The organism is Pseudomonas sp. IT-P4, assembly GCF_949767755.1.
GTDB classification, from domain to species: domain Bacteria; phylum Pseudomonadota; class Gammaproteobacteria; order Pseudomonadales; family Pseudomonadaceae; genus Aquipseudomonas; species Aquipseudomonas monachiensis.
In genome coordinates this window covers 61,453-83,087 of record NZ_CATKPX010000017.1, presented here as the reverse complement: position 1 = coordinate 83,087, position 21,635 = coordinate 61,453, and the positions used below count along the sequence as shown (strand labels likewise).

The 21,635-nt window shown below is 55.5% G+C and carries 28 protein-coding genes and 1 pseudogene; 22 read left to right on the top strand and 7 right to left on the bottom strand.

Features of this window, described 5'->3' with window-relative positions:
• Positions 1 to 29: 29 nt before the first annotated feature.
• Complete coding sequence (locus ACM6IT_RS03555) at positions 30 to 620, bottom strand: NUDIX domain-containing protein (RefSeq protein WP_414917523.1); 591 nt, start codon at positions 618 to 620, stop codon at positions 30 to 32.
• Positions 621 to 686: 66 nt separating this feature from the next.
• The gene (locus ACM6IT_RS03550) at positions 687 to 1,124 is read right to left on the bottom strand and encodes a hemerythrin domain-containing protein (RefSeq protein WP_414912925.1); all 438 of its coding nucleotides are present in this window, start codon (positions 1,122 to 1,124) and stop codon (positions 687 to 689) included.
• Positions 1,125 to 1,270: 146 nt separating this feature from the next.
• Here ACM6IT_RS03550 and ACM6IT_RS03545 point away from each other — a divergent pair, with 146 nt between their 5' ends.
• The gene (locus ACM6IT_RS03545) at positions 1,271 to 1,696 is read left to right on the top strand and encodes a GNAT family N-acetyltransferase (protein WP_056723787.1); all 426 of its coding nucleotides are present in this window, start codon (positions 1,271 to 1,273) and stop codon (positions 1,694 to 1,696) included.
• Positions 1,697 to 1,840: 144 nt separating this feature from the next.
• Here the strand turns inward: ACM6IT_RS03545 and ACM6IT_RS03540 are convergent, their stop codons facing one another.
• On the bottom strand, positions 1,841 to 2,191 hold the full coding sequence (locus ACM6IT_RS03540) for a hypothetical protein (RefSeq protein WP_056723789.1): 351 nt from the start codon (positions 2,189 to 2,191) through the stop codon (positions 1,841 to 1,843).
• A gap of 148 nt (positions 2,192 to 2,339) precedes the next feature.
• On the opposite strand from ACM6IT_RS03540, the gene ACM6IT_RS03535 reads away from it, so the two are divergent.
• From ACM6IT_RS03535 to ACM6IT_RS03485, 11 genes are all read left to right on the top strand, one after another.
• Positions 2,340 to 2,588 carry a hypothetical protein gene (locus tag ACM6IT_RS03535; protein WP_414917522.1) on the top strand — a complete coding sequence of 83 codons (249 nt, stop codon included), beginning with the start codon at positions 2,340 to 2,342 and terminating at the stop codon, positions 2,586 to 2,588.
• Positions 2,589 to 2,608: 20 nt separating this feature from the next.
• Positions 2,609 to 2,935 carry a DUF6388 family protein gene (locus tag ACM6IT_RS03530; RefSeq protein WP_414917521.1) on the top strand — a complete coding sequence of 109 codons (327 nt, stop codon included), beginning with the start codon at positions 2,609 to 2,611 and terminating at the stop codon, positions 2,933 to 2,935.
• 25 nt (positions 2,936 to 2,960) lie between these two features.
• Entirely contained in the window at positions 2,961 to 3,665 is a 705-nt protein-coding gene (locus ACM6IT_RS03525; protein WP_056723793.1) for a YoaK family protein, read from the top strand.
• A gap of 200 nt (positions 3,666 to 3,865) precedes the next feature.
• Positions 3,866 to 4,258 (top strand): sulfurtransferase complex subunit TusD, encoded by a 393-nt coding sequence (tusD, locus tag ACM6IT_RS03520; protein WP_223541447.1) that lies wholly within the window; start codon positions 3,866 to 3,868, stop codon positions 4,256 to 4,258.
• Position 4,259: 1 nt separating this feature from the next.
• Positions 4,260 to 4,622, top strand: coding sequence for a sulfurtransferase complex subunit TusC (tusC, locus tag ACM6IT_RS03515; RefSeq protein ID WP_414912929.1), 363 nt, complete (start codon positions 4,260 to 4,262; stop codon positions 4,620 to 4,622).
• Positions 4,622 to 4,915 carry a sulfurtransferase complex subunit TusB gene (tusB, locus tag ACM6IT_RS03510; protein WP_056723797.1) on the top strand — a complete coding sequence of 98 codons (294 nt, stop codon included), beginning with the start codon at positions 4,622 to 4,624 and terminating at the stop codon, positions 4,913 to 4,915. Before tusC ends, tusB begins: the two co-directional genes overlap by 1 nt.
• Positions 4,912 to 5,247 carry a TusE/DsrC/DsvC family sulfur relay protein gene (locus ACM6IT_RS03505; protein WP_046037873.1) on the top strand — a complete coding sequence of 112 codons (336 nt, stop codon included), beginning with the start codon at positions 4,912 to 4,914 and terminating at the stop codon, positions 5,245 to 5,247. Before tusB ends, ACM6IT_RS03505 begins: the two co-directional genes overlap by 4 nt.
• A 509-nt stretch (positions 5,248 to 5,756) precedes the next feature.
• Positions 5,757 to 6,533 (top strand): tyrosine-type recombinase/integrase, encoded by a 777-nt coding sequence (locus ACM6IT_RS03500; RefSeq protein WP_414917520.1) that lies wholly within the window; start codon positions 5,757 to 5,759, stop codon positions 6,531 to 6,533.
• Positions 6,533 to 8,212, top strand: coding sequence for a hypothetical protein (locus tag ACM6IT_RS03495; RefSeq protein WP_414917519.1), 1,680 nt, complete (start codon positions 6,533 to 6,535; stop codon positions 8,210 to 8,212). The genes ACM6IT_RS03500 and ACM6IT_RS03495 overlap by 1 nt, the downstream gene beginning before the upstream one ends.
• Positions 8,209 to 10,089, top strand: a complete 1,881-nt coding sequence (locus ACM6IT_RS03490) for an integrase (RefSeq protein WP_414917518.1) — start codon at positions 8,209 to 8,211, stop codon at positions 10,087 to 10,089. The genes ACM6IT_RS03495 and ACM6IT_RS03490 overlap by 4 nt, the downstream gene beginning before the upstream one ends.
• Entirely contained in the window at positions 10,086 to 10,517 is a 432-nt protein-coding gene (locus ACM6IT_RS03485) for a TetR family transcriptional regulator (protein ID WP_414917517.1), read from the top strand. The genes ACM6IT_RS03490 and ACM6IT_RS03485 overlap by 4 nt, the downstream gene beginning before the upstream one ends.
• 233 nt (positions 10,518 to 10,750) lie before the next feature.
• Here ACM6IT_RS03485 and ACM6IT_RS03480 read toward each other — a convergent pair whose 3' ends face one another.
• Entirely contained in the window at positions 10,751 to 11,230 is a 480-nt protein-coding gene (locus ACM6IT_RS03480) for a hypothetical protein (protein ID WP_414917516.1), read from the bottom strand.
• 88 nt (positions 11,231 to 11,318) lie between these two features.
• Here ACM6IT_RS03480 and ACM6IT_RS03475 point away from each other — a divergent pair, with 88 nt between their 5' ends.
• Positions 11,319 to 11,591, top strand: a complete 273-nt coding sequence (locus ACM6IT_RS03475; protein ID WP_414917515.1) for a helix-turn-helix domain-containing protein — start codon at positions 11,319 to 11,321, stop codon at positions 11,589 to 11,591.
• 830 nt (positions 11,592 to 12,421) lie between these two features.
• Here the strand turns inward: ACM6IT_RS03475 and ACM6IT_RS03470 are convergent.
• A pseudogene (locus ACM6IT_RS03470) lies at positions 12,422 to 12,613 on the bottom strand (hypothetical protein); the annotation flags it as partial.
• Positions 12,614 to 13,196: 583 nt separating this feature from the next.
• Between ACM6IT_RS03470 and ACM6IT_RS03465 the strand changes: the two are divergent.
• The 3 genes from ACM6IT_RS03465 (at position 13,197) to ACM6IT_RS03455 (ending at position 14,214) form a co-directional block, all read left to right on the top strand.
• Positions 13,197 to 13,388, top strand: coding sequence for a hypothetical protein (locus tag ACM6IT_RS03465; RefSeq protein ID WP_414917514.1), 192 nt, complete (start codon positions 13,197 to 13,199; stop codon positions 13,386 to 13,388).
• Positions 13,389 to 13,470: 82 nt separating this feature from the next.
• Positions 13,471 to 13,824 (top strand): hypothetical protein, encoded by a 354-nt coding sequence (locus ACM6IT_RS03460; RefSeq protein WP_188251009.1) that lies wholly within the window; start codon positions 13,471 to 13,473, stop codon positions 13,822 to 13,824.
• 66 nt (positions 13,825 to 13,890) lie between these two features.
• Positions 13,891 to 14,214, top strand: a complete 324-nt coding sequence (locus tag ACM6IT_RS03455; protein WP_188251010.1) for a DUF3630 family protein — start codon at positions 13,891 to 13,893, stop codon at positions 14,212 to 14,214.
• Between the two features lie 528 nt (positions 14,215 to 14,742).
• Here ACM6IT_RS03455 and tnpB read toward each other — a convergent pair.
• Positions 14,743 to 14,964 (bottom strand): IS66 family insertion sequence element accessory protein TnpB, encoded by a 222-nt coding sequence (gene tnpB, locus ACM6IT_RS03450; RefSeq protein WP_223194356.1) that lies wholly within the window; start codon positions 14,962 to 14,964, stop codon positions 14,743 to 14,745.
• Positions 14,965 to 15,795: 831 nt separating this feature from the next.
• On the opposite strand from tnpB, the gene ACM6IT_RS03445 reads away from it, so the two are divergent.
• From ACM6IT_RS03445 to ACM6IT_RS03420, 6 genes are all read left to right on the top strand, one after another.
• On the top strand, positions 15,796 to 16,629 hold the full coding sequence (locus ACM6IT_RS03445; RefSeq protein ID WP_414917513.1) for a phytanoyl-CoA dioxygenase family protein: 834 nt from the start codon (positions 15,796 to 15,798) through the stop codon (positions 16,627 to 16,629).
• Between the two features lie 14 nt (positions 16,630 to 16,643).
• On the top strand, positions 16,644 to 17,060 hold the full coding sequence (locus ACM6IT_RS03440) for a RidA family protein (protein WP_414917512.1): 417 nt from the start codon (positions 16,644 to 16,646) through the stop codon (positions 17,058 to 17,060).
• Positions 17,061 to 17,143: 83 nt separating this feature from the next.
• Positions 17,144 to 17,440: an EthD family reductase gene (locus ACM6IT_RS03435; RefSeq protein ID WP_414917511.1), complete on the top strand. Its 297-nt coding sequence runs from the start codon at positions 17,144 to 17,146 to the stop codon at positions 17,438 to 17,440.
• 196 nt (positions 17,441 to 17,636) lie between these two features.
• Positions 17,637 to 18,344 (top strand): TetR/AcrR family transcriptional regulator, encoded by a 708-nt coding sequence (locus tag ACM6IT_RS03430; RefSeq protein ID WP_414917510.1) that lies wholly within the window; start codon positions 17,637 to 17,639, stop codon positions 18,342 to 18,344.
• A 311-nt stretch (positions 18,345 to 18,655) separates the two neighbouring features.
• Positions 18,656 to 20,143, top strand: a complete 1,488-nt coding sequence (locus ACM6IT_RS03425) for a flavin monoamine oxidase family protein (RefSeq protein ID WP_414917509.1) — start codon at positions 18,656 to 18,658, stop codon at positions 20,141 to 20,143.
• The gene (locus ACM6IT_RS03420) at positions 20,143 to 20,820 is read left to right on the top strand and encodes a c-type cytochrome (RefSeq protein WP_414917508.1); all 678 of its coding nucleotides are present in this window, start codon (positions 20,143 to 20,145) and stop codon (positions 20,818 to 20,820) included. Before ACM6IT_RS03425 ends, ACM6IT_RS03420 begins: the two co-directional genes overlap by 1 nt.
• Before the next feature lie 147 nt (positions 20,821 to 20,967).
• On the opposite strand, the gene ACM6IT_RS03415 is transcribed toward ACM6IT_RS03420, so the two are convergent.
• Complete coding sequence (locus ACM6IT_RS03415) at positions 20,968 to 21,630, bottom strand: hypothetical protein (RefSeq protein WP_414917507.1); 663 nt, start codon at positions 21,628 to 21,630, stop codon at positions 20,968 to 20,970.
• Positions 21,631 to 21,635: the final 5 nt, after the last annotated feature.

The window sequence follows — 21,635 nt, the reverse complement described above, 5'->3', positions numbered from 1 at the left end:
AGCTCGCTCGCCACAGGATGGGACAAGACTTAACGGGCGAAGAGGTTTTTCATCGCCGCATACTGCAACAACATGATGGTCTTTGCATCGCAGATTTCGCCGCGGTAAAACGCTTCGAGCGCGTCGTCGAACGCCCACTCCAGCACTTCCAGTTCTTCGGTTTCCGACTCCAGGCCACCACCGTCGCTGACTTTCGACTTCGCATCGTATTCGGCAATGAAGAAGTGCAGTTTTTCCGTCACCGACCCGGGGCTCATGTATGCCTCGAAGACCTTCTGCACATGGTGCACACGGTAACCCGTCTCTTCCTCGGCCTCATCGCGGATGCGGTCTTCAGGCGCCGCGCCTTCCAGCAGGCCCGCCGCGACTTCGATCAACAGCCCATCGTGACCGTTGACGAACACCGGCAAGCGAAATTGCCGAGTCAGTACCACGGTTTTATTTTCGCGGTTGTACAGGAGAATCGCCGCGCCATTGCCTCGGTCGTAGACCTCGCGGACCTGGCGTTGCCACTCGCCGTTGTTGCGTTGGTAATCGAAGGTGATTTTCTTGAGCAGGTACCAGTCGTGGGACAACACCTGAGACTCCAGGATATTGACCCGCTCGGCTGTGTTCGACATGACAACGCGTCCTGTTATTTGTCTGAGGGTCCACATGTTAAGTGAAAACGCACAGCCTTTCCCCCCTCAGGCAAGTTGCGCCTTGTACTCCTTCTCGTATTGTCCGGCCAACGACTCTTTCTGTTTGTCGTCGAGCAGTTTGCCAGCCATCTGGAAGAACTTCTGCTCTTCTTCCTCAAGGTGGTGATGCACCTTCTCCGAGAGTTTCTTCGCGGTCACGAGCCAAGCCGGACTGGACATCTCGATGTCGTCCAGCGCCTCCATCATTTCGTCCATTTCGTGATGTTCGGCGATGCCATGACGACTGAGGTCGACACCGTTGTCGAACTCCATCAACGGGATGTAGAAATGCCGCTCTTCGGCCGTGGCGTGAGCTTGCAATTCAGACTTGAGTTGCTTGTAGGCCTCGACGCGTTCGGGGCTGTCGCCGCTGGTGTGGATCAGGGCTTTGGCGTAAGTACGTTGACGTTCATGGCTTTCGCGCAGGGCTTCGAAGATATTCACGGCGTGTCCTCATCGGTCGCACTCTGGAATGACGCGTACTAATGAGTGACATCTGCGCGCAGGCGACGGTTCAACCTGCTTTGTGCTGATGGAACATTGGCGGCGACCACGCTAGGCTGCGGTTTCACTGCCATAAGGATATAGCCATGAACCTGCGTATCGAATTGTCGCAAAACCCCACGGATGAACAACGCCAGGCCATCCTCAAACCCTTGCGCGCCTACAATGGCTCGAGGGCCGAAGGTAACGTGCCCGAGCACATCGCCTTGCTGGTGCGCGACGACAACGACGAGATCCTCGGTGGCCTGCATGGCCGATTGTTTTACCAGTGGTTGTACATCGACTTGCTGGTGGTGCCGGAACAGGCGCGGGGACAGGGCCTGGGTTCGAAACTGATGCAGATGGCCGAAGACCTGGCGCGGGAACGGCGTTGCGTCGGGCTGTGGCTCGACACCTTTGAATTCCAGGCGCCTGGGTTCTACAAGAAATGCGGCTACAGCGAGATCGGGCACATTGCCGATTACCCGCCGGGCCACAAGCACTTCTTCTTCCAGAAGCGCCTGAGCTACTGATCAAAACAAAAACCAATGTGGGAGCGGCGGCGCGGCGATCCGACTTGCTCGCGAAAGCGGTGGGTCAGTCGACATCAATACTGACTGACCAGCCGCCTTCGCGAGCAAGCCCGCTCCCACAAGGGACTTGCGTTAGCCTTCAAATCACAGGCAAGTCGCCAACGCCGCCAACCGGCGCTTGGCCACGAAATCGTCTTTCTGTGCGTAGTAGCTCAACACCGTGCCCGAGGCATCGGTGGTCACGTCGACGAAGGACTCCGCCGAACGGGTGTAAACGGTCGTGCCGCCCTTCTCCCCCGGTTGCAGATAGGCAGCGGCATCGACGCCGAACACGGCTTCGTCCTGCCAGGAAAACTGCACGCACTGGGCGACGTCTTTTCCCGGTTTTTCCGAGTTCAGGGTCTTGTACGGGGCCTTGGTGCGGGCCTCGTTCATTGCCGAGCCGGCGCATCCGGCCAGCAACGTCACGGCCAGCGCCACCATCAGAATTCGCATTGCATTCACTCATCGGGAAAAAGCGGACTTTATCACCCCGGCAGCCCGTATCGTTCTGCTTTACTGCATTTATACCGCGACAGCGCGCAACGATTCGCGCACCCTGTCGCGCCAATAACGCTCCATCGCACCCCTGACTGGAAACCTGATGACACCTAATGCCGAGTTCTACAAACCGAGCACTGAATATGCCGACAAGCTGATCAGCCAGATCGGTCAGACGCCTTCCTGGATTGCCAAGCGAATCGGCGTCACCGACAAGCGGATTCGCTACATCCTCAACGGCGAAAGAACCGTCAAAGGCGAAACCACGCCGATCCAGATGACCTACACCGAACAGTTTGCCCTCGAATGCCTGGCGGCAGCGGCCAAGGCTGGCAAGAAGCAATCCTCGTAATCCGTTCTCAAGGAGCGACCATGGCGGCAATCGAACTGCAGCATGAGCAAGCACTCAAGAGGTTTCTCGATGAGCGCCCCGAGTTGCGCGAAGAACTCGACCACCTCAACCCGCTGTTGGCTCAGGCCAAGGGTGAATCGGCGGCTCAGTATCGCGAGGAACGGCTGCACGAAGCGTTTGAAGCCGAAGCAGAACGCCAGCAGTTGTTCGCCTGGGAACTGACGTTGCAGTTAACCACCACACCCCAGGAGTACGAAGCGCAGCGCCTGGAAGTGCACCGGGAAGTAGCGGAAATGGCCGGCATGGACTGGCTGGAATATTGCGAGTTGAATGGGATAAAACCCTAAGCACTGTTCAAGGATACCGTCCCCGATGCTACCCAACACCGCCAGGACCCACGCCAGCCCCGGTCACTTGCACACGCAGAAATGGCGCGGACGCATAGGCCTGAGCCTGGTGGCCATGCTCTCGGTGCTCGCCGGCATGACCGACGCCATCGGCTTCATGGCCAGCGGCGACTTCGTCTCGTTCATGAGTGGCAATACCACCCGGATGGCGGTCGCCATCAGTGCTGGCGACCTTGGGTTGACCCTGCGCCTGATGATCCTCGTCGCCACCTTCATCGTCGGTAACGCGCTGGGCATTATCGTCAGCCGCCTAGGCAGACGCCGGGCCCTGCCCTTGTTGCTGTGCATTACCGCCCTGCTGTGCGCCGCCGCAGCCTGGCCTTATGACGAGCAACTGCCGGCCCTGCTGGCGGCGATCATCGCAATGGGCATGCTCAACGCCGCGGTGGAAGAAGTGAACGGCCTGCCGGTTGGCCTGACTTACGTCACCGGCGCCCTGTCGCGTTTCGGCCGCGGGCTGGGTCGCTGGATGCTCGGCGAGCGCCGTAACGGCTGGCGCGTGCAACTGATCCCCTGGACCGGCATGTTCGCCGGCGCGGTACTCGGTGCCGTGCTGGAACATCACCTGGGGCTCAAGGCGTTGTATGCCAGCGGCCTGCTGGCTGCCGGGCTCGCGGTGTTGTCGTTGAAGATCCCGCGGCGCTGGCAGTTGGGGTATATGCCGCGCTGAGCTTGGCGGTGCCTATGCGGCCCTCATCGCGAGCAAGCTCGCTCCCACAGGGGATCGGTGTCGAATACAAAATTGAAATCCACCACGAAACAATTGTGGGAGCAAGCTTGCTCGCGATGGGGCCAGAATAGACAACATCGATTTAGCTGCCCCGCCGATAAAGCTTTATCATGGCCGCAGTTTCGCTGATCGAGTCCGTCATGAAGTTCGCCATCGCCGTGTTTTCCGCCGCCCACGCGCCCTCCTCGCGCCGCGCCCTGTTGTTCGCCCAAGCCGCGCTGGCCGGCGGGCACGAGATTGTCCGGCTGTTTTTCTATCAGGACGGCGTCTACAACGCGTCCGCCAGCGTGGTCACGCCCCAGGATGAATTGGACTTGCCCAGGCAATGGCACGCCTTTGTCAGCGACCATCAACTCGATGGCGTGGTATGCATCGCCGCTGCCCTGCGTCGTGGCGTGTTGAACGAGGAAGAAGCCCGGCGCTATCAGCGCGAGGCGGTTGCCGTCGGCGCGCCGTGGGAATTGTCCGGCCTCGGCCAGTTGCATGACGCCGCGCAGGATGCCGACCGTCTGATCTGTTTCGGAGGCGCATGACATGGCCAAATCCATATTGATCATCAGCCGCCAGTCGCCCTGGTCCGGCCCGGGCGCGCGGGAAGCGCTGGATATCGTGCTGGCCGGGGGCGCCTTCGACCTGCCGATCGGCCTGCTGTTTCTCGATGACGGCGTGTTCCAGCTGGCCGTCAGCCAGGACGCCAAGGCCCTGCAACAGAAAGACCTGAGCGCCAACCTGCAAGCTCTGCCGATGTTCGGTGTCGAGGAACTGTTTGCCTGTGGCGACAGCATCGCCCAGCGCGGCCTGGACCCGAGCGGCCTGTCGCTGCAAGAAGCCCAGGTGTTGGCCGCCCACGAAATCACCGCCCTCATTGACCGTTACGACCAGGTGATCACCCTCTGATGTCGACTTTGCATGTGTTGTCTCATTCCCCGTTCGGCGACGAACGCCTGACCAGTTGCCTGCGCGTGATCGGCGCCAACGACGGGTTGCTGTTGTCCGGTGATGCCGCCTACGCGTTGCAGCCAGGCACCGCGCCGTTCACGGCGCTCAGCGCACGCGGCCTGAAGCTGTTCGTGCTGGCTGAAGATGCCCAGGCCCGTGCGCTTGCGGTTCCAGACTGGGCCAAAGCTATCGATTACCCGGCCTTCGTCGAACTGTCGATCCACTACGACAAGGTCAACAGTTGGCTATGAATGCATTGACGGTCGGCGCCCGCGCCATCGAACTGGACAAGGACGGTTTCCTGGTCGAACTGAGTGACTGGTCCGCCGACGTGGCCAGTGCCCTGGCGGCGGCCGAAGACATCGAGTTGACGCCCGAACACTGGGAAGTCCTCGAACTGCTGCGCAGTTTCTACGCCGAATTCCAGCTGTCACCGGCCACCCGCCCGTTGATCAAGTACACCGCCCTGAAACTCGGCCCGGAAAAAGGCAACAGCCTGCACCTGAACCGACTGTTCAAAGGCACTCCCGCCAAACTCGCCGCGAAACTGGCGGGCCTGCCCAAACCGACGAATTGCTTATGATCCGGAGCGTTGTAGTAGTTAGATTTATCTGTTATTGAAATCACAAGTCTATCCTATTGGGAGTGGAAGGCTGCAGCAGCAGCCCTCAGTCAATCCATTCAGACGGGATACCGATTGATTGGTCAATGACAGGGTGATAGATGGAACTTGTGTGGGGCACCAAGAATTTCGTAATCGCCGGACAACCTTACCAAGGGTTTCCGATCCTGCTGTGGGACTCGATGGAGAGCTGCAGCCAGGCCAATCAGTTCTTCCGCTTCTACCTACTTCGCGGGGACATCGGTTCAAAGCGATCCTAGCCTAGCACTGGACGGGCACTGTACGACTTCTTCAGCTTCCTGCAAGCCCATGATCTTGATTGGCGGGACGTAGATCGCGGAGAGGCCAAGAACCTTGTGGCTGCCTACCGAGACTACTGCTTGGTAACATGCGGACTGGCTCGCAACACTACTCGCCAGCGTCTGACGTACATCTGCAAGTTTTACGAATTCGCCCTGGATAAGGGCTGGGTGAAGCGCTTACCGTTCGGTCACGAAGGGCGAATCGTGAAGCGCGAAACAGGCGTCCTTAAGCATATCGATGCCAGCGGAGGCAAAGCGCTGGTGAACGACTTGATGCCGCGTCGTCACAAGCCCCTACCCGAGTTCCTGAGCATAGCCCAGGCCAAGTCATTTATGACTGCGGCGGAGAATCCACATCATCGGATCATGATTCAGCTAGCCCTGCGTACAGGCCTGCGCCGTAACGAACTTGCCACCTTCCCCGTGGCGTATGTTTTCGATCCGGACAAAGCTGGGCGAACCGAGCGCAATCTTCGAATTCTGCTTGATCCGTACGACGGCAGCGGCATGGAGACCAAGGGTAGTAAGAAGCGACAAATCTGGGTCAGTCGAAAGTTCATGGCTGAACTCTATCGCTACGTGTCAAAAGTGCGTGGTGAGAGGGCATCTCTGGGCAAGAACCAGAAGGCTTTGCTTCTCAACCATCTGGGAGAACCTTATTCCAGCGCCGGCAAGAGCCTAAACCGGATCATCAGCGAGACCGGGAAATCAGCTGGAATCGAAGTCCATACGCACATGCTGCGCCATACCTATGCAACCCACACGTTGGTCAATCTTCAGCGCAACCCCCAGAAAGGGGTCGATCCCCTGGTGTACCTTCAGCGGCAGCTTGGCCACAGCTCGATTCAAACCACCATGGTGTACTTGCACCTGATCAACGAAATGGCCGATGAGGCTGTGCTGGCATATGACGACGAGTTGAACGAAATGGCGGGAGCAGCCTGATGGGAAAGCGAAAGGTATTTGCCAAGACTGACCTCAGCATTCCGCAAATCGAGCACAACATCGACGCGGCAGACAATGTGGTCATCCTCTCTGATGCAAAACCTCAAAAGAATACTGTGGTGTCGTTCGGACGCAACACGAGTTCCAGACGAAATTTCGATTTTGCGAGGTGGTATGGCGCGGGCATTGATGCCCTCACTTACGCCTGCCAGCGTCAAATCGAGCGTTTCCTAGTGGGGCAAGATGGCGCCCCCTCAGCTACTACTGTGGTTAGTTATTGCCTCAGTGGATTAACGCCTTTTCTTGACTACTGCGTGCTCCAAGCGATGGCTTTCGAGCGTGCGTTGACGTTGGATGATCTGAATCGGAGCTTGATCGACGGCTATCTTGTACACCTATCTGCGCAAGATCTAACGACCACCGGACAGAAAAACTACTACACGAATACCAAGTCAGTGCTTGTTGCACTCGGACAGCGCGGTTTTATCACATTAGTGATATCTGGCGATGAGGCCACCTTCCCACGCAACCCATTTCCGAAATCCAACCGTAAGCGCAAGGGCGAGACAGCTTTATCGAAGCGTGAGCGACAAGAGTTTACAGCGGCATTACGGCACGCCATTAAGCCCATATGGATCGATGGAACTCCTATCACTGGCGACCTAATGGTATATGCCTTACTTGTCATAGCCCTCCACACCGGACGTAATCTCACGCCGTTGCTGGAAATGAGCCGTAATTGCCTGCGCCCTCATCCTAAAGACGACACCGTCTTCTTGGTTCTCTGGAAGCGGCGTGGCTACAACACCAGCAAAGTAGCTTTGCGGGCTGAATCGAAAGGCGAACGTCTGCTTGAGGCGATGCCTAGCATCAGAATCAACGTAGAACGTCTAATCCGTCGAGTGATAATGCTGACCGAGCCCTTAGATTCAGAAGCTCCGGACGACCTCAAAGGACGTGTGTGGCTATTCCGCAGTCGGGCTTCGTTTGCACACGATCAAGTCATTCCACTGCAAACGACCATATTACATAGCGCGATAAGCCGCTTCGTAGAAAAGTACGAACTGAAGGATAGCGACGGAAAGCCTCTGCGCATCAACATCTCCCGCTTACGAAAAACCTTTGCAAATCGCATCTTCGAACTGACGGACGGAGATCTCGCAATCACCGCCTCCGCTCTCGGGAATACGCCGCGAATAGCTGATCAAAACTATCTCGCGCCAAGCGAGGATGCTCGTCGAAACTGGCGGTTCATGGGGGAGGTACTGGTACAGGAACTGATAACAGCGACCATCGGCGCAACCTACAAGGACACCCCCCTCGGTCGCTGTAGCGACCCATTAAATGGTCAGTTTGCTCCAAAACATGATGGCGCCACCTGCATGAATTTCATGAACTGCCTGCGCTGTAAGCACTACGCAGTGACCGCCGAAGATCTGTACAAGTTGTTCAGCTTCTACTTCCGCGTGCTGACTGAATGCTCCCGCATGGACAAGCGGCGCTGGGCACGCGAGTACTCACACATCCCGCGCCTTATCGACCATTACATCGTCGCTGAGGGGCTTCGTCGTGGCACCTTCAAGGCTGCGGCCGTGGACGCCGCTCGTGAGCGCGCCCGTACCAAACCACACCCTTTCTGGTCAGTTGATCTCATTGCCAGCTTGGAGATCTTTTTATGAGTGACAATATCTCTGACGAATTAGTATGGGAGGCCATCACCGCTCAGCCTGGCGATGTACGTGGGCTGTCCAACTCAGAGCGCGACATGCTGATCATCAACGCAATTCAGGTTGATGGGCAGTGGGTCATTCGTAGCCGCTACGGTGAGGACATTTGGCAGCTACAGGGCCTGCCCAGTAACGTCCCAGCCTGTAAAAGAAACCTAAACTTCATCACCATGCCAAAGCCATTTCGGGTGGCTATGAAAGCAATAATTTATCGCTACATGAGGCGTGGTCGCGTTGACGGCGATCAGCCTAAGGGCGCGGGAATTCGTCGCCTTTTTTTAACGGCAATCCCATTCTTGCGACATCTGGAGACCCTTGGGCTCGATCATTTAGGGGCGGTGACGCCTATGATTGCAGCAACCTACGTCGCGGCCTGCAAGGTTCACAGGATCACCAAATCTAACAAGCCGTTGCTACCAGAATCACTTGCGGAGCGTTACTCAATCGTTGAGGCGATTTATGAGCTAAGCCAGTACACCGACGAAAAGATACCTAAGCATCCATGGCCCGAAACCTCTGCAAGAGCCATGGCCGGCACTATCGGTATGCCCCGTGGCGGAAAAACGCCATTAATTCCCGATGACGTGTTCTGCACGTTGTTCGAAAAGGCTCATCAGCAGGTGGAGCGCGGCAAACTACTGCTCGATCTGCGAGATGATCTTGAAGCTTTCGCGGCGGGCTGCAAAAGCCTAAGTACCAGTAGTATGTACGATGCAAAAAAACGGTATTTGGATGCTAGGGGCTGGGAAGGTGGCGCAAGAACTTTCAGTAAGTCCCTCTCAGACTTGCGCATGTCATGCTACGTCGTCCTGGCGAGCACCTCAGGCTGTCGCAATCATGAACTGACTAACCTGCAATCGGGGGCGCACCACCGCACGGAGGATGATGAGGGCAAGATCTATCACTGGATGCGCTCTAAGTCAGAGAAGACAGATAAAGGGATCCATGACTGGATGATCCCAGAGGCTGCGGTGCGTGCTCTGCGCGTCATGGAGCGCTGGGCTGCGCCTTACCAAGCGATGATTGCCAACGAAGTCACTAAGCGGCGTCGAATCAACCCGCAAGATCCTCAGATCGCTGAAGCTTACAAACATCGTAATTCGCTGTTTTTGGGTGTTTACGCTAATGAAGATAACCGGGTTCGTACTCTTTCAAACAGCAGTTGGGTCAACCTCTTAAAAGCATTCGCCGAAGACTGCGGATTAAACTGGAACCTCACCAGCCATCAATTTCGACGCAAGCTCGCCAACTACGCCGCGCATAGCCGCTTTGGCGACCTACGTTACCTCAAAGAGCATTACGCTCACTGGTCCATGGACATGACCCTGGGCTATGCGATGGACGATAGTTGGGGAAAGCATCTTGATCTTGATCTGTACTTGGAAATCCAAGGAGAACTGGAAGACATCAAGCTTGGCGTCGTCGACAACTGGATGAGCGATGAATCTCTGTCAGGGGGCTACGGGCGCGCCATCAAGGGCTGGCAGCGGGAGCCAGAAAACCTGCTGATCTTCAAGGATCACGCTTCGATGCTGAAGTCCATTGCTGAGAGCACAGCGATCCGCAGCAACGGTCACGCTTGGTGTACGGCGGACAACAACGGCTGCGTCGGCAACACCCTTGAACGCTCTCGCTGCAGTGGCTGCGACCACTCAGTGATCGGGAGTACACATGCACCCTTCTACCAGCGACTGTACGATGAGCTTAAAGGGCTGATGCACTGCAAAGACATTGGAGAGGGAGGTCGCCAGCGCGTTATACGCGACCTGAACCGCTGCCGAGACGTATTGGTTCAGCTGGGCATGCCTTCGGAGGATCTGACCGCATGAAGAACAAGGACAAAACAGCCAATTACAAGCCTGCCGTGGATCGAGAAAAGGATCTCAGGCTGGCTATCTATCGGATTGAGGGCGGTCGCGCCCATACCAAAGAGACCAAGCTGACCATCGCCGCCGTCGCACGCGAAACCGGCGTATCAACAGCGCTGATCCACAATCACTATCCCAAAATCGCGGAGACCATACGGCAGAAGCAGGGCCGATCCAGCCGCGCTATGCGGGATGTGAAACATCAAGATCTGATCGTCGAACGGCTAAAGTCAGCAGGCTACCGTCAAGAGATTGAGGCCCTGCGGGCGAAGCTCGCCAGCATCGCATCCATCAATGAGGTACTGCTGGACGAGAACCAGGCGCTCAGGGATAAGCTGAAAGCAAAAAATGTGGTTGAACTGGTCTCCTCAATGCCGCGCAGTGGTTAGCCGAATGTAAAGAAATGTTGTCTTTAAGGCTAATTTCAGCAGTTACAGGGAACATTTCTTTTCCTTGCTACCGGCATTTTTTGGGCAAGGCTAAAGCCCGACACGATAATCCATGTGGCCATGACCATTTCCCTCCACGCCCTGAGACAAATTATGAATTCTTGCATAATTGCGCATAAAGCCATAATTTTGGAATTTATAGCCAGCAACTACGCCTGAATTGGCACGAAAATCTAATATTTATTTTTTACACTGCTTTTCAAATCATGAAGCTGAGAGCCTAGACACATGGATGAATCAAAAATCAGGTCATGGCCATCAGACTGAGCAGGATCAAGAGTTGGATCACCCACCAAGTAGCGCTGACCACTATCGACCTCGTAAAGGATGCCCTTCATTCTTTTTTGGTAAAGATGTTCAGCTTTGACTAATGGCTCCATCAGTAGCCGTCCGCTGTTGTTAACCTCACTAGCGCTAACTAGCTGTACGTTGACTACTACCAGGTCCTCAGACTGTCGGGCAATCAAAGACCGCAATGCGAATTCGCCGCTAATCATGAGATTGAAACGACGCCATTTTCTGCGCTCACGTTCCTCGATCTGGACGTGAAACCAAACCCCACCTACGTCGTACTCGACATAGGTCCAAACGCGAAAATCATCCTCGAAAAGAGGTACTGAAATGGCTTCAGCCCAGTCATAAGTGCGGAACACGGTGCACCCCCGTCGCTAAAATATCGCTATTGAGTATAGTCCTTTCCATGCCTGACCGGCTTCATCGTTCCTTTTGCGAGTTGTACAAATGGAACGGAAGATCGCGTTTGGGTTAGCGCTAAGAAAAAGTCGACTGCACAGGGGGTTGTCGCAGGAGACGCTAGCTCCCAGCCAAGCGTATGTAAGCGAGGTTGAAAATGGAAAGAAAAGCCCTTCAATCGAAAAGGTTGAAGACCTCGCGAAGGCCTTAGGCATTCACCCCATTACCCTTTTGGCAAAAAGTTACTTATTGGAGGGGGAAGATGTATCCGCGCTTTTGAAGCGGGTTGAGCTGGAGCTTAATGACCTTGCTGCTAGCTGAGCTAGGTTCTGGGATCACCGCCGGCGCAATTGACCGATGCTTTTGAAAGATCGGTCTGTCCGAACAGCCCTATCATTGACTGGTGAGAACTTCTTTTTTGCACGTCTTTATGTGAATTCCGAGTCCGGAACCTCTGCCAATCCTTCACGACCCCAAGCAGAAGCGGCCGTCACTGCAGGAGTTCACTGACCATTTTTGACCTTCGCCACCGGCAGCAATAGGGTGCTGGCTATCGATCGCGGCTGACCCCTTTTGGGCATTCTCGTGCTAGTATTCGACTCGAGAATAGCCCCCACGCCTCGGGCGGGACCTGTCCCCTACTGCGCACCAGGGGGTTAGTTTTTTGTATCCGATGCCCAGCAAGGCACTTGCCCCACGTCGGCTTTCACAATTCCCTTCCCCTCGTCCCTTTCGTCGTGTTGCCATCATGCGCAGCCCTGTGGCTGGCGCGCTCGGCTTGAGCGCCATTCACTTCCGGGGGATGCGACACAGACCCGACCTAGCATGTCACCGCTTATGGCACTGATCAGCAATCAACTGAAATCTCGACGCCAAGCGAAGCGTTATCGGCAGTGGATTCATAACGCCTGTCATATACAGCTTGAAACAGACGCCAAATCAGGCGGAGTCTCAGGGGCTGCCCTGGCTACAGGTGAACTCAAGGCGTAAAAAAGCCCGCGTTGAGCGGGCATCGGAAAACATCCGAGCTGATTCAGGCACCTGATTCAGGATCACTCGCAGGCAATACTGCGAGCTTCCTTATCGTTTTCGTCCTGATGGACCATCTGTGGGGCGGCTTTAGGGTTATCGACTCGACCGCTCTGTCCAACTTCTGGATACTCACTCGACACCGAGTTATTTGCATCCACGTTAGTCATGTCTTCGTCGACAGGAGCCTCGTCGTGTGGAGGCAGCGGAACTTCAGGCTCGTCCCTCTTGGGGTCATGGCCGGTTTCGTTGTCCGTCGTGCGCGTTTCGGGCTGTTGTGATTTGTTGCCAGGTGCGTTCTCGTTAATGTCCATGCTGAACCTCCGTACTGATGTGCGGGATGTCCGTGCTTGAACATGAGAAACGGCAAAGCGTTACAGGTGCATCGCAGTGGACGAACGGAGAAGAAAAACCCGGCTCGCTGGCCGGGATTTCACTCCTATCTCCTATCATCTGAAAGCGGTGTCTGTTCATCCGCCTCTGGGGTAGTCATCCCTCCAGTCTTCTGGACAATCATCGCTTGAATTTTTCAATGGATCGTATTTGTTCGGATCGTCTGGATCTAGCGTCGGCTCATCTGAGCCTGGCTCAGGCTTGGATGTAGCAGAACCTTGAGTTAGGTTTTGAAATCTCGAATCGGTAGACATACCCACCTCACCAATGAGGTCCCGCTGTTCTGGGCCGTGATAGTTTGAAGTTGGCAGGTGAAAAATGTGCTACAGAGCAGATGAGCGGGCAGTAAAAAGCCCAGAGGGCACTGGGCTTGGAGTTGCATGGATTTTGCCCCCCTTCTGCATCAGAACTGATCAATCATTTGCAGCCAACTTGACCAGCTCACGAGGTAATAACGACCGGCAGAGAACGGCCAAAAGTGGACGGTGGACACAGTAATGGCAAATGGATAGCATCACTGAAGCTGCTTTCGAATTTAGAGGGCAGCAGGGCTTGCCGTCATCCATGTCGCATTTCTCCCTGAGCAATGTCGCGTTTGCCGCGACTACCTCTAAGATAAATACGGACTTACAGGACGACAAGGAACGTTATATGACACGTCATCGCGAAAAAAACGCGACATGGCATGTCACCTAATAGTAGTTAGGTGTTTATCGTGATTCGGTGCAAGCCTCCTCTAATTAAATTCTCTTCGAGTAAAATACCATTTCACGATGGCATGTACGAAGAATCCGCTTTACTTGAATTCAATTGCTGTAATTGCAAATTACCACTTTCCGGAAACCTCCTCTCCAACATTTCCCGTGGTAATGAGTGGTTTAGGAAAACGGCTCAATCCGATCAAGTTTATTTATCCACACTATTCAACCTCAAGCACAGCGTCGAAGGCCATAATCATATTCCTTATGCCCGCTTTCAAAATGGCGATATTGCATATTTCTGCCTATTAATCTGTCAAAATTGTAATTCGACAAATATTGCTGTCATCGAGTTTTACGAGATGCAACCAGCAAGATATATTGCAAAGCTTCAAGGGCTTGCCGTCCGCGATGAAACCAATGAAAACACCTAACAAAACGCTAAAATCGCTCGTTGGGACTGGCTAAAGCCAGCCCTTTAACTTAAACGTCAGACGCCAATGAAAATTATCTTCCGCGCACCAAAATTAATAGAAATGCACTCGGGAAATTGGTGTATCGAACTCACTGAGGAGGGTAATTGGGAGTCCTTTCCAAGGTTTGCCGAGGCATTCTCCAAACAAATTGGCTTCGCAATAATCAATCGCGCGGATGCCGTAGATATGCGAATTTTTGAAATTGAGTACCTTGGTCAAAGAATACGCTTGGTCTACGAAGACTTTCCAAACGGTATCAGTCTAGAGTCCATGAACGCTTCCGGGGCTGCTATCCTAAAATACCTATTTAAACAACTGTCTTCAGAGGCCTCGGAAAATGGCGTCTAACAATGCGCTCAAAAAACTCACTTCGATCGCTGGGACGGCGTTCCGCCACCCCTTAACCTGATCGTTAGGCGCCTCGTAACAGATGCCGCAAGGAGGCTCACAGTGAACAGCTGGAACATCCCGGACTGGCTCGAACAAGAGGTATTGGCGCGTGATACTGCCTGTGTGTAAGCATCTGGCGAAGTCACCTTACCCCTTGGCCGGATGGTTACATTCAGAACGGAACAGCAGAAGAAATTGGTGCGCACAGTTTTAGGGTTGTTTATCTAGGGGAATGATATGTGCGAATGCGTGAACATGCCTGATCGAATGGATGGCAGCAGGGTGGAAGAGCTCAGTAACCTTGCCCCATTTGTTGAAACAATAAGCACCGACTTTAAGAACTGGGAAACGACATTTAAGTGCAGGGACTGTTGTCAAAAATGGTTGGAACGTTATGAATCACATGGCCATGCGGGTGTGGCAATTGTGGAGAAGTTACCTTAATTTATATGCGGGAAGGATTATCTCAATTTGCTGACCGCGCTGCTAAGGTAAACCGAGAACCAAGACCTGAAGCTGCTCGGCATCCAACTCAACTTCGGCGCCGCGCCTTACACCTGGCCAGAAGAAACGTCCTTGATGCAAACGCCGCGCTGCGAGCCAGATCCCAACGCCGTCAAGCACCAGCACTTTCAAACGATTGGCGCGGCAGATGGCAAACAGATAAGCACGGTGCGGCTTCGCCGCACCGAAGTAAGCGTCCGGCAAACACACCTCACGTCTCTCATCTCAAACGCTATGACTGTCTGCAAAGGGTCGATTTCTGCCCATCGTGACAGGCAGAAGTCAGCCAAAAGCGATCGTTCGACTGTTTAGACTGAGGCAGTTACGCTTGCGATTTTCACCACTACGGATGAGATGCCAGAGAGGTCTCGGACTTCACAAAAATAGCGAGTTGCCTACGAATCCTCTTTTACCTGCCGCGCTTGCCACCTTTCTGTCTGCGCTGAGAGCTCTTGTGTGCTCGACGCTCGGCGCGATTGCCTGATCCACTTGGCCAACTAGGGTTGCTCGTTGCAAATGGCTCAGGAAACTCATAGTTGGAGATCGCGGCAACTTCACGCTGGCCGCCGCGGTGCAGAACCTGCGATGTCTAGATTAATTTACCTCTCAAGGGCCACTTGCTTCGGGATGGGTGCGCCTGCACGAAGCAAAAAATCTCAAACCAACCCACTAACCGAGCTGCAAAGCTCAACGAAGGGCCGAAAATCCACTCAATGTGGTGAGTAGGTTCTCCATTGATGGTCGTGCCTGAGTTGAGGCGAGCTGAAAATCCGACTTTTTCAACAGAATGGCCCACAAGCGGCCGCTCGCCTGACTCGATAGGCCTCACGTACATACGTTCAAGTGGCCTATTTGATTCGGCAGCGGCTGGCCGCCTTTTGAAGGGGTAAAAAGCTGCCCATATCCGACGCTACCATGCCCAGAAAGCCGGCATCTTCGGCGCCATATCGATTTAACGTAACAAATGTTGCGTTAATTAAATCTGACTGCTACGATCAATCTCACCTTAGTGAAATCTCGTAGGAGAAAGCCGTTATGCAAGACTCTCTGCGCAAGGCATTCCTGGAAGATGGGGCAGTCCTGATCAAAGGGCTTCTGAACGAGGAGCAACTAGCTCAGTGTCGGTCTGCCTATAACTGGGCAGTCGAGAACCACGGCCCCAACGCGTTTCGAATGTTCGATGGGACCTTGCAGCAGTCGCACGTCGACAACGCTAATCCGCTCGCCAAGGCGCGCCTGGAGGAGTTGGTGTCTTCCCTCCCCTTTGGCCAGTTGTTCGCACGCCTCTGGGGTTCGGAAAACGTCTGGTATTTCGCAGAGGAAGTATTCCTCAAGGCCGGTGGACGCGGTTCGCGCACACTCTGGCACCAGGACACCTCATATTTGCCATGGGCTGGCATGCATTGGGGCAATGCATGGATCAGCTTCGAATCTGTTCCCAAACAGAACGCATTGGAGATCATTCGGGGCTCACACCTCGGAACACGTTTTGATGGAACCACCTTCCTGGACCCGAACGACCCAACTCAACCCTTGCATGGCGGCGCCATGCTGCCTCGCCTTCCCGATATCGAGGCTGAACGCGAGCGGGCGCCCGATGCTTACGAAATTCTGTCGTGGGCAACGGAACCCGGGGATGTGGTCGTGCTTCACCCCGGCTCGCTACACGGCGGCGCACCCGTCGACGAAGCGTTCCCGGATCGCCACACCTTTGTTTTCCGCTTCTTTGGTGACGACGCAACCTTCCATCCCCTGCCGGAGCACAGCGATGCGGGTTATCCAAAGGAAGGCGTTCTGTTCACTGAAGAATTGACGACCCTAAAGCCGGGAGCCCCCTTCCGTCACCCCACCTTCCGCCAGCTCGTATGATCGGAGATCAAGCAATGAGTACCCAGAACCTGACGCGGCAAACCATCGTTCCTCCCCAATCCCAAGTGTTCTACGATAACTATCACTTTCCGCAGGCGACGCGTGTTGGGGACATGATCTGGGTTTCCGGCCAGGTCGGAATCGACGCCACGATGACTCCGGGCAACGGTATCGAAGAGCAGGCGCACCTGGCCTTCCAAGGCTTGAAAACCGCACTTGAGGCGGCGGGCGCGAATCTGGCAGATGTTGTCGAGCTGATGACATTTCATACTGAGCTTCAAGCTGACACGCACGCATTCATGCAGGTCAAGCACCAGTACTTTCCCGACCGCTACCCATCCTGGACCGCCATTGGCATCTCGCAACTGGCCCTTCCCGGGCTTCGCGTGGAAATTCGCGCCGTTGCGGTCGCGGGCTGTGGGGAAGCCTGATTTCACAAAGACATCGCGCTTCAGGTTGCTGACCCACGCGTGACGCCCTCACTGCCCCATCACAACAAGAGCAAGGACTACCCATGGCTACCCTTATCGTGAGCTACCCCTTAACCGAAGGTGCGAGATTCGACCGGGAGTACTACCTTTCCACCCACATCCCGCTCGCGCGCTCCACGTGGGGTGAATTTGGACTGCAATCGGCGGAAGTCCTGTTCCCCGCTGTCGGTCCGCAGCCCCTCGCGGGCTTGGTGATTCTGCGCTTCAACAATCAGGCCGGAATCGATGCCGCGCTCACCTCCCCCAGGACCGTTGAGGTTATCGGTGACGTGGCGAACTTTACCGACATCGCTCCGGTGATCTTCCGCGCGGACGACTGACACATCGCATGCTGCCCGAAGGCCGCTGATGCGCCCTTCGGGAGAGGTCCGGCATAGTGGATCAGCTTTTGCGTCGAGTCTTGCAAGGGTGCTTTCTACAAATAAATTCCATATGCTGAACCGCTGATAGAAAGTTGCAGCTTTTTCGCTGCAACTGTTACTCCGATCAATGAGCCTGCGAAATTACCCCTTTCCTATGCCAGATTCACGCCCCCAGACGCCTATGAACAACAGATCTCAACCGAGTGATAGCGAATCCGAACCGGTCTCCCGCCGGGGTCGGCCCGTAGGCGACCACAACGCGAAACGGGCCGAGTTGCTGGCGGCGGCGATAGCAGTGATCGCACGCGAAGGTTATGCCGGAGCTTCGATGCGCAAAGTAGCGCAACACGCCGGGTGCACGACGGGAGCGGTGACCTACTACTTCGCAAACAAGGAGGAGATGATCACCGCTGTTGCACAAAGCCTGTTCGATCAGATCGACACTTTGCTGGAGAACAACCAAGAGCGGATCGATATCAAGACGCTCATCGAACAATGGCTCGACTGGACGAACACCGACGAGCCGAACGCATGGCTCGCATGGCTCCAATTGCTTGGCTACGCAAGGCACGAACCGGCTTTCGCCGGTGTCATCAAGCAACGATATGCACGGTTTCGCCAGGTGTTTACATCGGTACTGGAGAGAGGGCAAAGCCAAGGCATAATCCGCGACGATATCCCCGCTGAGTTGCTCGCCGATCAGCTCAGCGCGATCAGCGATGGATGGATGATGATGTTGCCGATCGAACCTGAACGGTTCGGTTCGAGCCGAGGTCAATCCCTTCTCAATGGCCTCATGACCTTGATCACTCCACCCCAACCGCACAAACCACCTTCCAAAAGAAAGGCCGCAGCCAAGTAAAACAGTTGACGCGCGCTGCTGAGTTGACCTGCACGGGCAGCGCACTTCTCCAAGACCATTAGGTTGGGGTTGCACACCGCGCTTTCTTGCAATGCCCAATAATTGGCACCGGCTGCCCTAATCTGATCACCCTATCCCGCAGAATATCTGCCCTTTTCCCGCGCCCGCTCTACGGGTGGCAAGGCCTGCGTTGTACTCCATCCTCCTCAACATCAAACGCCCTTCTATTCTGCTTTGCACGGTTTCAAATGCGCTGTATTTTTACACAACAGCTGTTATGTAAAAATACAATAGATATGACAGAGGCGAAGATGGATTCAGATAACGATGAATTGTCGCTGCCGGCGCGCCAGCGACGCTTGCTGCTTCAGGCGATTGGAAGCGCCACCTTGATCGGAGGGATCGCACTGAGCGGGAGAGCCACAGCTCAGGAGCTGAATACTGTCCAGGACGGCGTCCTTGACGTAGTCATCATCGGGGCAGGACTTGCCGGCCTGACTTCGGCGCGGGACCTACGCCGCGCTGGCTGCGAGTCCTTCGTCGTCCTTGAAGCCCGGGACCGTGTGGGTGGGCGCACCTACAACCACGACTTAGGCAAAGGCGTTGTGTCGGAAGCCGGTGGCGAGTGGATCGGTCCAGGCCAGACAGCCATTTTCGACTTGGCCCGTGAACTCGAGATCGACACCTTCCCGACCTGGTATCAGGGCAAAAACGTCTACCTGGTGGGTGACGCAAAATTCGAGCAGGACCTGACCAAAGGTCAGAACTCCAATGCCTCAATAGTCGAGAAGCTGAATGAACTTGCGCGGGGAGTACCCAGCAAGGAGCCATGGACCGCGAAGGATGCAGCCGCCCTGGACAAACTGTCGGTCGGCGAATGGCTGGCGCAGCAGGGGGTCAGCAATGAGAGCAAACTTGGCTTCGATACCTCCATAGGCCTGACAACAGGAACCCCTCCCTCAGTACTGGCGCTGTTGCACTACCTGTCGCTTATCAATTCGGCGGATTGCCGCATGGAAAAACTTGAGGGGTTCAAGGGCGGCGCCCAGGAAACTCGCTTCGTCGGCGGCTCACAGATCCTCAGTATCAAGATGGCAGAGGCACTGGGTGACAAGGTCAAATTGTCCTGCCCGGTGCGCAAGATCGTCGGCTGGGACCAAGATGTGGTCGAACTGCATACCGACCAGGGCGTCATTCGCGCCCGGCAGGTCATCGCTGCGCTGCATCCGGCCTTGTGCAATCAGATCAGCTTCGATCCGCCCCTCCCCAGCGGGCGCGCACAGTTACAGCGTCTCTGGCCGTCCCATGCTCCCATGCGCAAGACCGTGCATGTCTACGAGCGTCCATTCTGGCGTGACAAGGGCCTGAACGGCCAAATCACACAAGCCGACGGACCATTGATCCTGTCCTATGACAACTCGCCCCCAGATGGCAGCGTCGGTGTCCTCAGCGCATTCGTCAGAAGCGGCCAATTGCCCCAAGATGCCAACTCCGCCCAAAGCGCCCTGTCAGCCATCTATGCACAAGTAATGGGCGATGCAGCGCTGCATCCCATCCAGTTCCACGACTACGACTGGGGCAAGGTCGATCCTTGGACCCTCACCTGCGTCGCGTCAATACCACCCGGTTTTCTGACCAAGTGGGGTCAGTATCTCAAACCGTCAGTCGGTCGCCTGATTTGGTCCGGCACTGAAACGGCCGATCTGTGGGCCAGCTCGATGGATGGTGCTATCCGTGCCGGCCACCGCGCAGCACTCGAGGCGCTCCAGGCGTTGGTTCAACGTCGGAGGAACGTGTGATGAAGCGAGCATTTTTGATTGGAGCGGTCGTAACTGTGGCGGCCCTGGCGGTATCGAGCGTGATATATGGTCCGGAGATGGTGGCGGGCTATCGCTTCATGGACGCCCTCGACCAGCATTATGCCAACTACGAGGCCAATGGCGGCGCTTGGCCACAGATTCAGGATTCCTGCGCACTTTGTCACGGCGTCAATGGCCAGACCCGTGACGCGCAGTACGCTTCCCTGGCCGGTCTATCCGCGCCATACATCGAAGCCCAGTTGCACGCATTCGCCGAAGGGCGTCGACACAGCCCGCAAATGAGCCCGCTCGCAGCCAATCTGACTAAAGATCAAATCAAGTCCTTGGCGGACTATTTCGCGCGTCAACAGCCGCAAAGGACAGAGCCCCCCAGCCGCGATGAAGCACTGGAACAACGTGGACAAGCCACAGTCGCAAACAGGGGATGCGCCGCCTGCCATGGCGAGGGCCTGTCGGGTGGCCCGCTCGCTCCACGCATTACGGGCCAGGGCGAACAATACTTGATCGACCAGCTCACCGCCTTTAAGCAGGGGCAGCGCAAGGACCCCAACCAGGCCATGAACGCCATGGCCAGCACACTCTCGGAGGACGAGATCAGGGCCACGGCACACTTCCTGGCCAACCAGACACCAGCTTCGCCCACGGGAGCCAAGTAATCCGCTGTCTGTGAAGGTGGGCATGGACGCTCACCTATCCACATTCCCATTCGAAAGACATAGCTCCCCCCGGATCTAAAGAGAGGCCGGAGTCATAGGATGAGCCGCCAGAAAATGGCGGCTCATTCCATGCAGCTCGAAGTGCGGTTAGCGGACCTGCAAAAGCGACCGAGACGAATCTCCCATCGCACGCGCCAGCGCGCCATAGGCGTAATACATTTGGGTCATGGTGTAAGACCAGGTGGCCAAGGCGAAGGTCATGAACACCATTTTGGTGTCGTCACCTGGGATCGGGAAGAAGTCATAGACGAGAGCCACGACCAAGGCAACCGCAGCACCCACCGCTGTGGCCAGCGCGTGCAGATTCTCTCCGGCACAAACCAGTCGCCAAGTGAAATAGAAGAGATAAATCGTATAGCCCGACCACATGATCACATAGAAGTACGGGAGTGGCGCGCGAACGAAGTCAGCCAGGACGAGCACGAATGTGGCTGCGAACGACGCGGCGAAGATCAAGACATCCTTGGCTACCGATGGTTTGTAATTATGGGTGACCGCCATCAGGCCAAGAGTGGCAACGATGGGTACACCGAACCCGCGGGAAAAGGCATCGAGAAAGAATGAGATGCTGTAGTTGATCTGCCACTCTGTGAGGAGGTAAATCAGAAGATTCGACCCGGAGAAGGCAACGATCAGCCACTCGAAACCGAGCAGATAATTCCGCTTTTTAAGAAACTTGATCCCGTAAGTCACTCCGCAAAGCACCAACAGAACGCAAGAAAGCAACGCAAAGGTATCCCTGATTTCCATAGTAG

Bases quoted from the DNA above. Each gene is read 5' to 3' on its own strand.
- ACM6IT_RS03505 (WP_046037873.1), top strand. From the start codon at position 4,912: ATGAATGCATTGACGGTCGGCGCCCGCGCCATCGAACTGGACAAGGAC.
- ACM6IT_RS03465 (WP_414917514.1), top strand. From the start codon at position 13,197: ATGGATAGCATCACTGAAGCTGCTTTCGAATTTAGAGGGCAGCAGGGC.
- ACM6IT_RS03430 (WP_414917510.1), top strand. From the start codon at position 17,637: ATGCCAGATTCACGCCCCCAGACGCCTATGAACAACAGATCTCAACCG.
- tusD (WP_223541447.1), top strand. From the start codon at position 3,866: ATGAAGTTCGCCATCGCCGTGTTTTCCGCCGCCCACGCGCCCTCCTCG.
- ACM6IT_RS03490 (WP_414917518.1), top strand. From the start codon at position 8,209: ATGAGTGACAATATCTCTGACGAATTAGTATGGGAGGCCATCACCGCT.
- ACM6IT_RS03545 (WP_056723787.1), top strand. From the start codon at position 1,271: ATGAACCTGCGTATCGAATTGTCGCAAAACCCCACGGATGAACAACGC.
- tusB (WP_056723797.1), top strand. From the start codon at position 4,622: ATGTCGACTTTGCATGTGTTGTCTCATTCCCCGTTCGGCGACGAACGC.
- ACM6IT_RS03475 (WP_414917515.1), top strand. From the start codon at position 11,319: ATGGAACGGAAGATCGCGTTTGGGTTAGCGCTAAGAAAAAGTCGACTG.
- ACM6IT_RS03555 (WP_414917523.1), bottom strand. From the start codon at position 620: ATGTCGAACACAGCCGAGCGGGTCAATATCCTGGAGTCTCAGGTGTTG.
- ACM6IT_RS03530 (WP_414917521.1), top strand. From the start codon at position 2,609: ATGGCGGCAATCGAACTGCAGCATGAGCAAGCACTCAAGAGGTTTCTC.
- ACM6IT_RS03485 (WP_414917517.1), top strand. From the start codon at position 10,086: ATGAAGAACAAGGACAAAACAGCCAATTACAAGCCTGCCGTGGATCGA.
- ACM6IT_RS03535 (WP_414917522.1), top strand. From the start codon at position 2,340: ATGACACCTAATGCCGAGTTCTACAAACCGAGCACTGAATATGCCGAC.
- tusC (WP_414912929.1), top strand. From the start codon at position 4,260: ATGGCCAAATCCATATTGATCATCAGCCGCCAGTCGCCCTGGTCCGGC.
- ACM6IT_RS03445 (WP_414917513.1), top strand. From the start codon at position 15,796: ATGCAAGACTCTCTGCGCAAGGCATTCCTGGAAGATGGGGCAGTCCTG.
- ACM6IT_RS03435 (WP_414917511.1), top strand. From the start codon at position 17,144: ATGGCTACCCTTATCGTGAGCTACCCCTTAACCGAAGGTGCGAGATTC.
- ACM6IT_RS03455 (WP_188251010.1), top strand. From the start codon at position 13,891: ATGAAAATTATCTTCCGCGCACCAAAATTAATAGAAATGCACTCGGGA.
- ACM6IT_RS03495 (WP_414917519.1), top strand. From the start codon at position 6,533: ATGGGAAAGCGAAAGGTATTTGCCAAGACTGACCTCAGCATTCCGCAA.
- ACM6IT_RS03420 (WP_414917508.1), top strand. From the start codon at position 20,143: ATGAAGCGAGCATTTTTGATTGGAGCGGTCGTAACTGTGGCGGCCCTG.
- ACM6IT_RS03540 (WP_056723789.1), bottom strand. From the start codon at position 2,191: ATGCGAATTCTGATGGTGGCGCTGGCCGTGACGTTGCTGGCCGGATGC.
- ACM6IT_RS03425 (WP_414917509.1), top strand. From the start codon at position 18,656: ATGGATTCAGATAACGATGAATTGTCGCTGCCGGCGCGCCAGCGACGC.
- ACM6IT_RS03525 (WP_056723793.1), top strand. From the start codon at position 2,961: ATGCTACCCAACACCGCCAGGACCCACGCCAGCCCCGGTCACTTGCAC.
- ACM6IT_RS03415 (WP_414917507.1), bottom strand. From the start codon at position 21,630: ATGGAAATCAGGGATACCTTTGCGTTGCTTTCTTGCGTTCTGTTGGTG.
- ACM6IT_RS03460 (WP_188251009.1), top strand. From the start codon at position 13,471: ATGTACGAAGAATCCGCTTTACTTGAATTCAATTGCTGTAATTGCAAA.
- ACM6IT_RS03440 (WP_414917512.1), top strand. From the start codon at position 16,644: ATGAGTACCCAGAACCTGACGCGGCAAACCATCGTTCCTCCCCAATCC.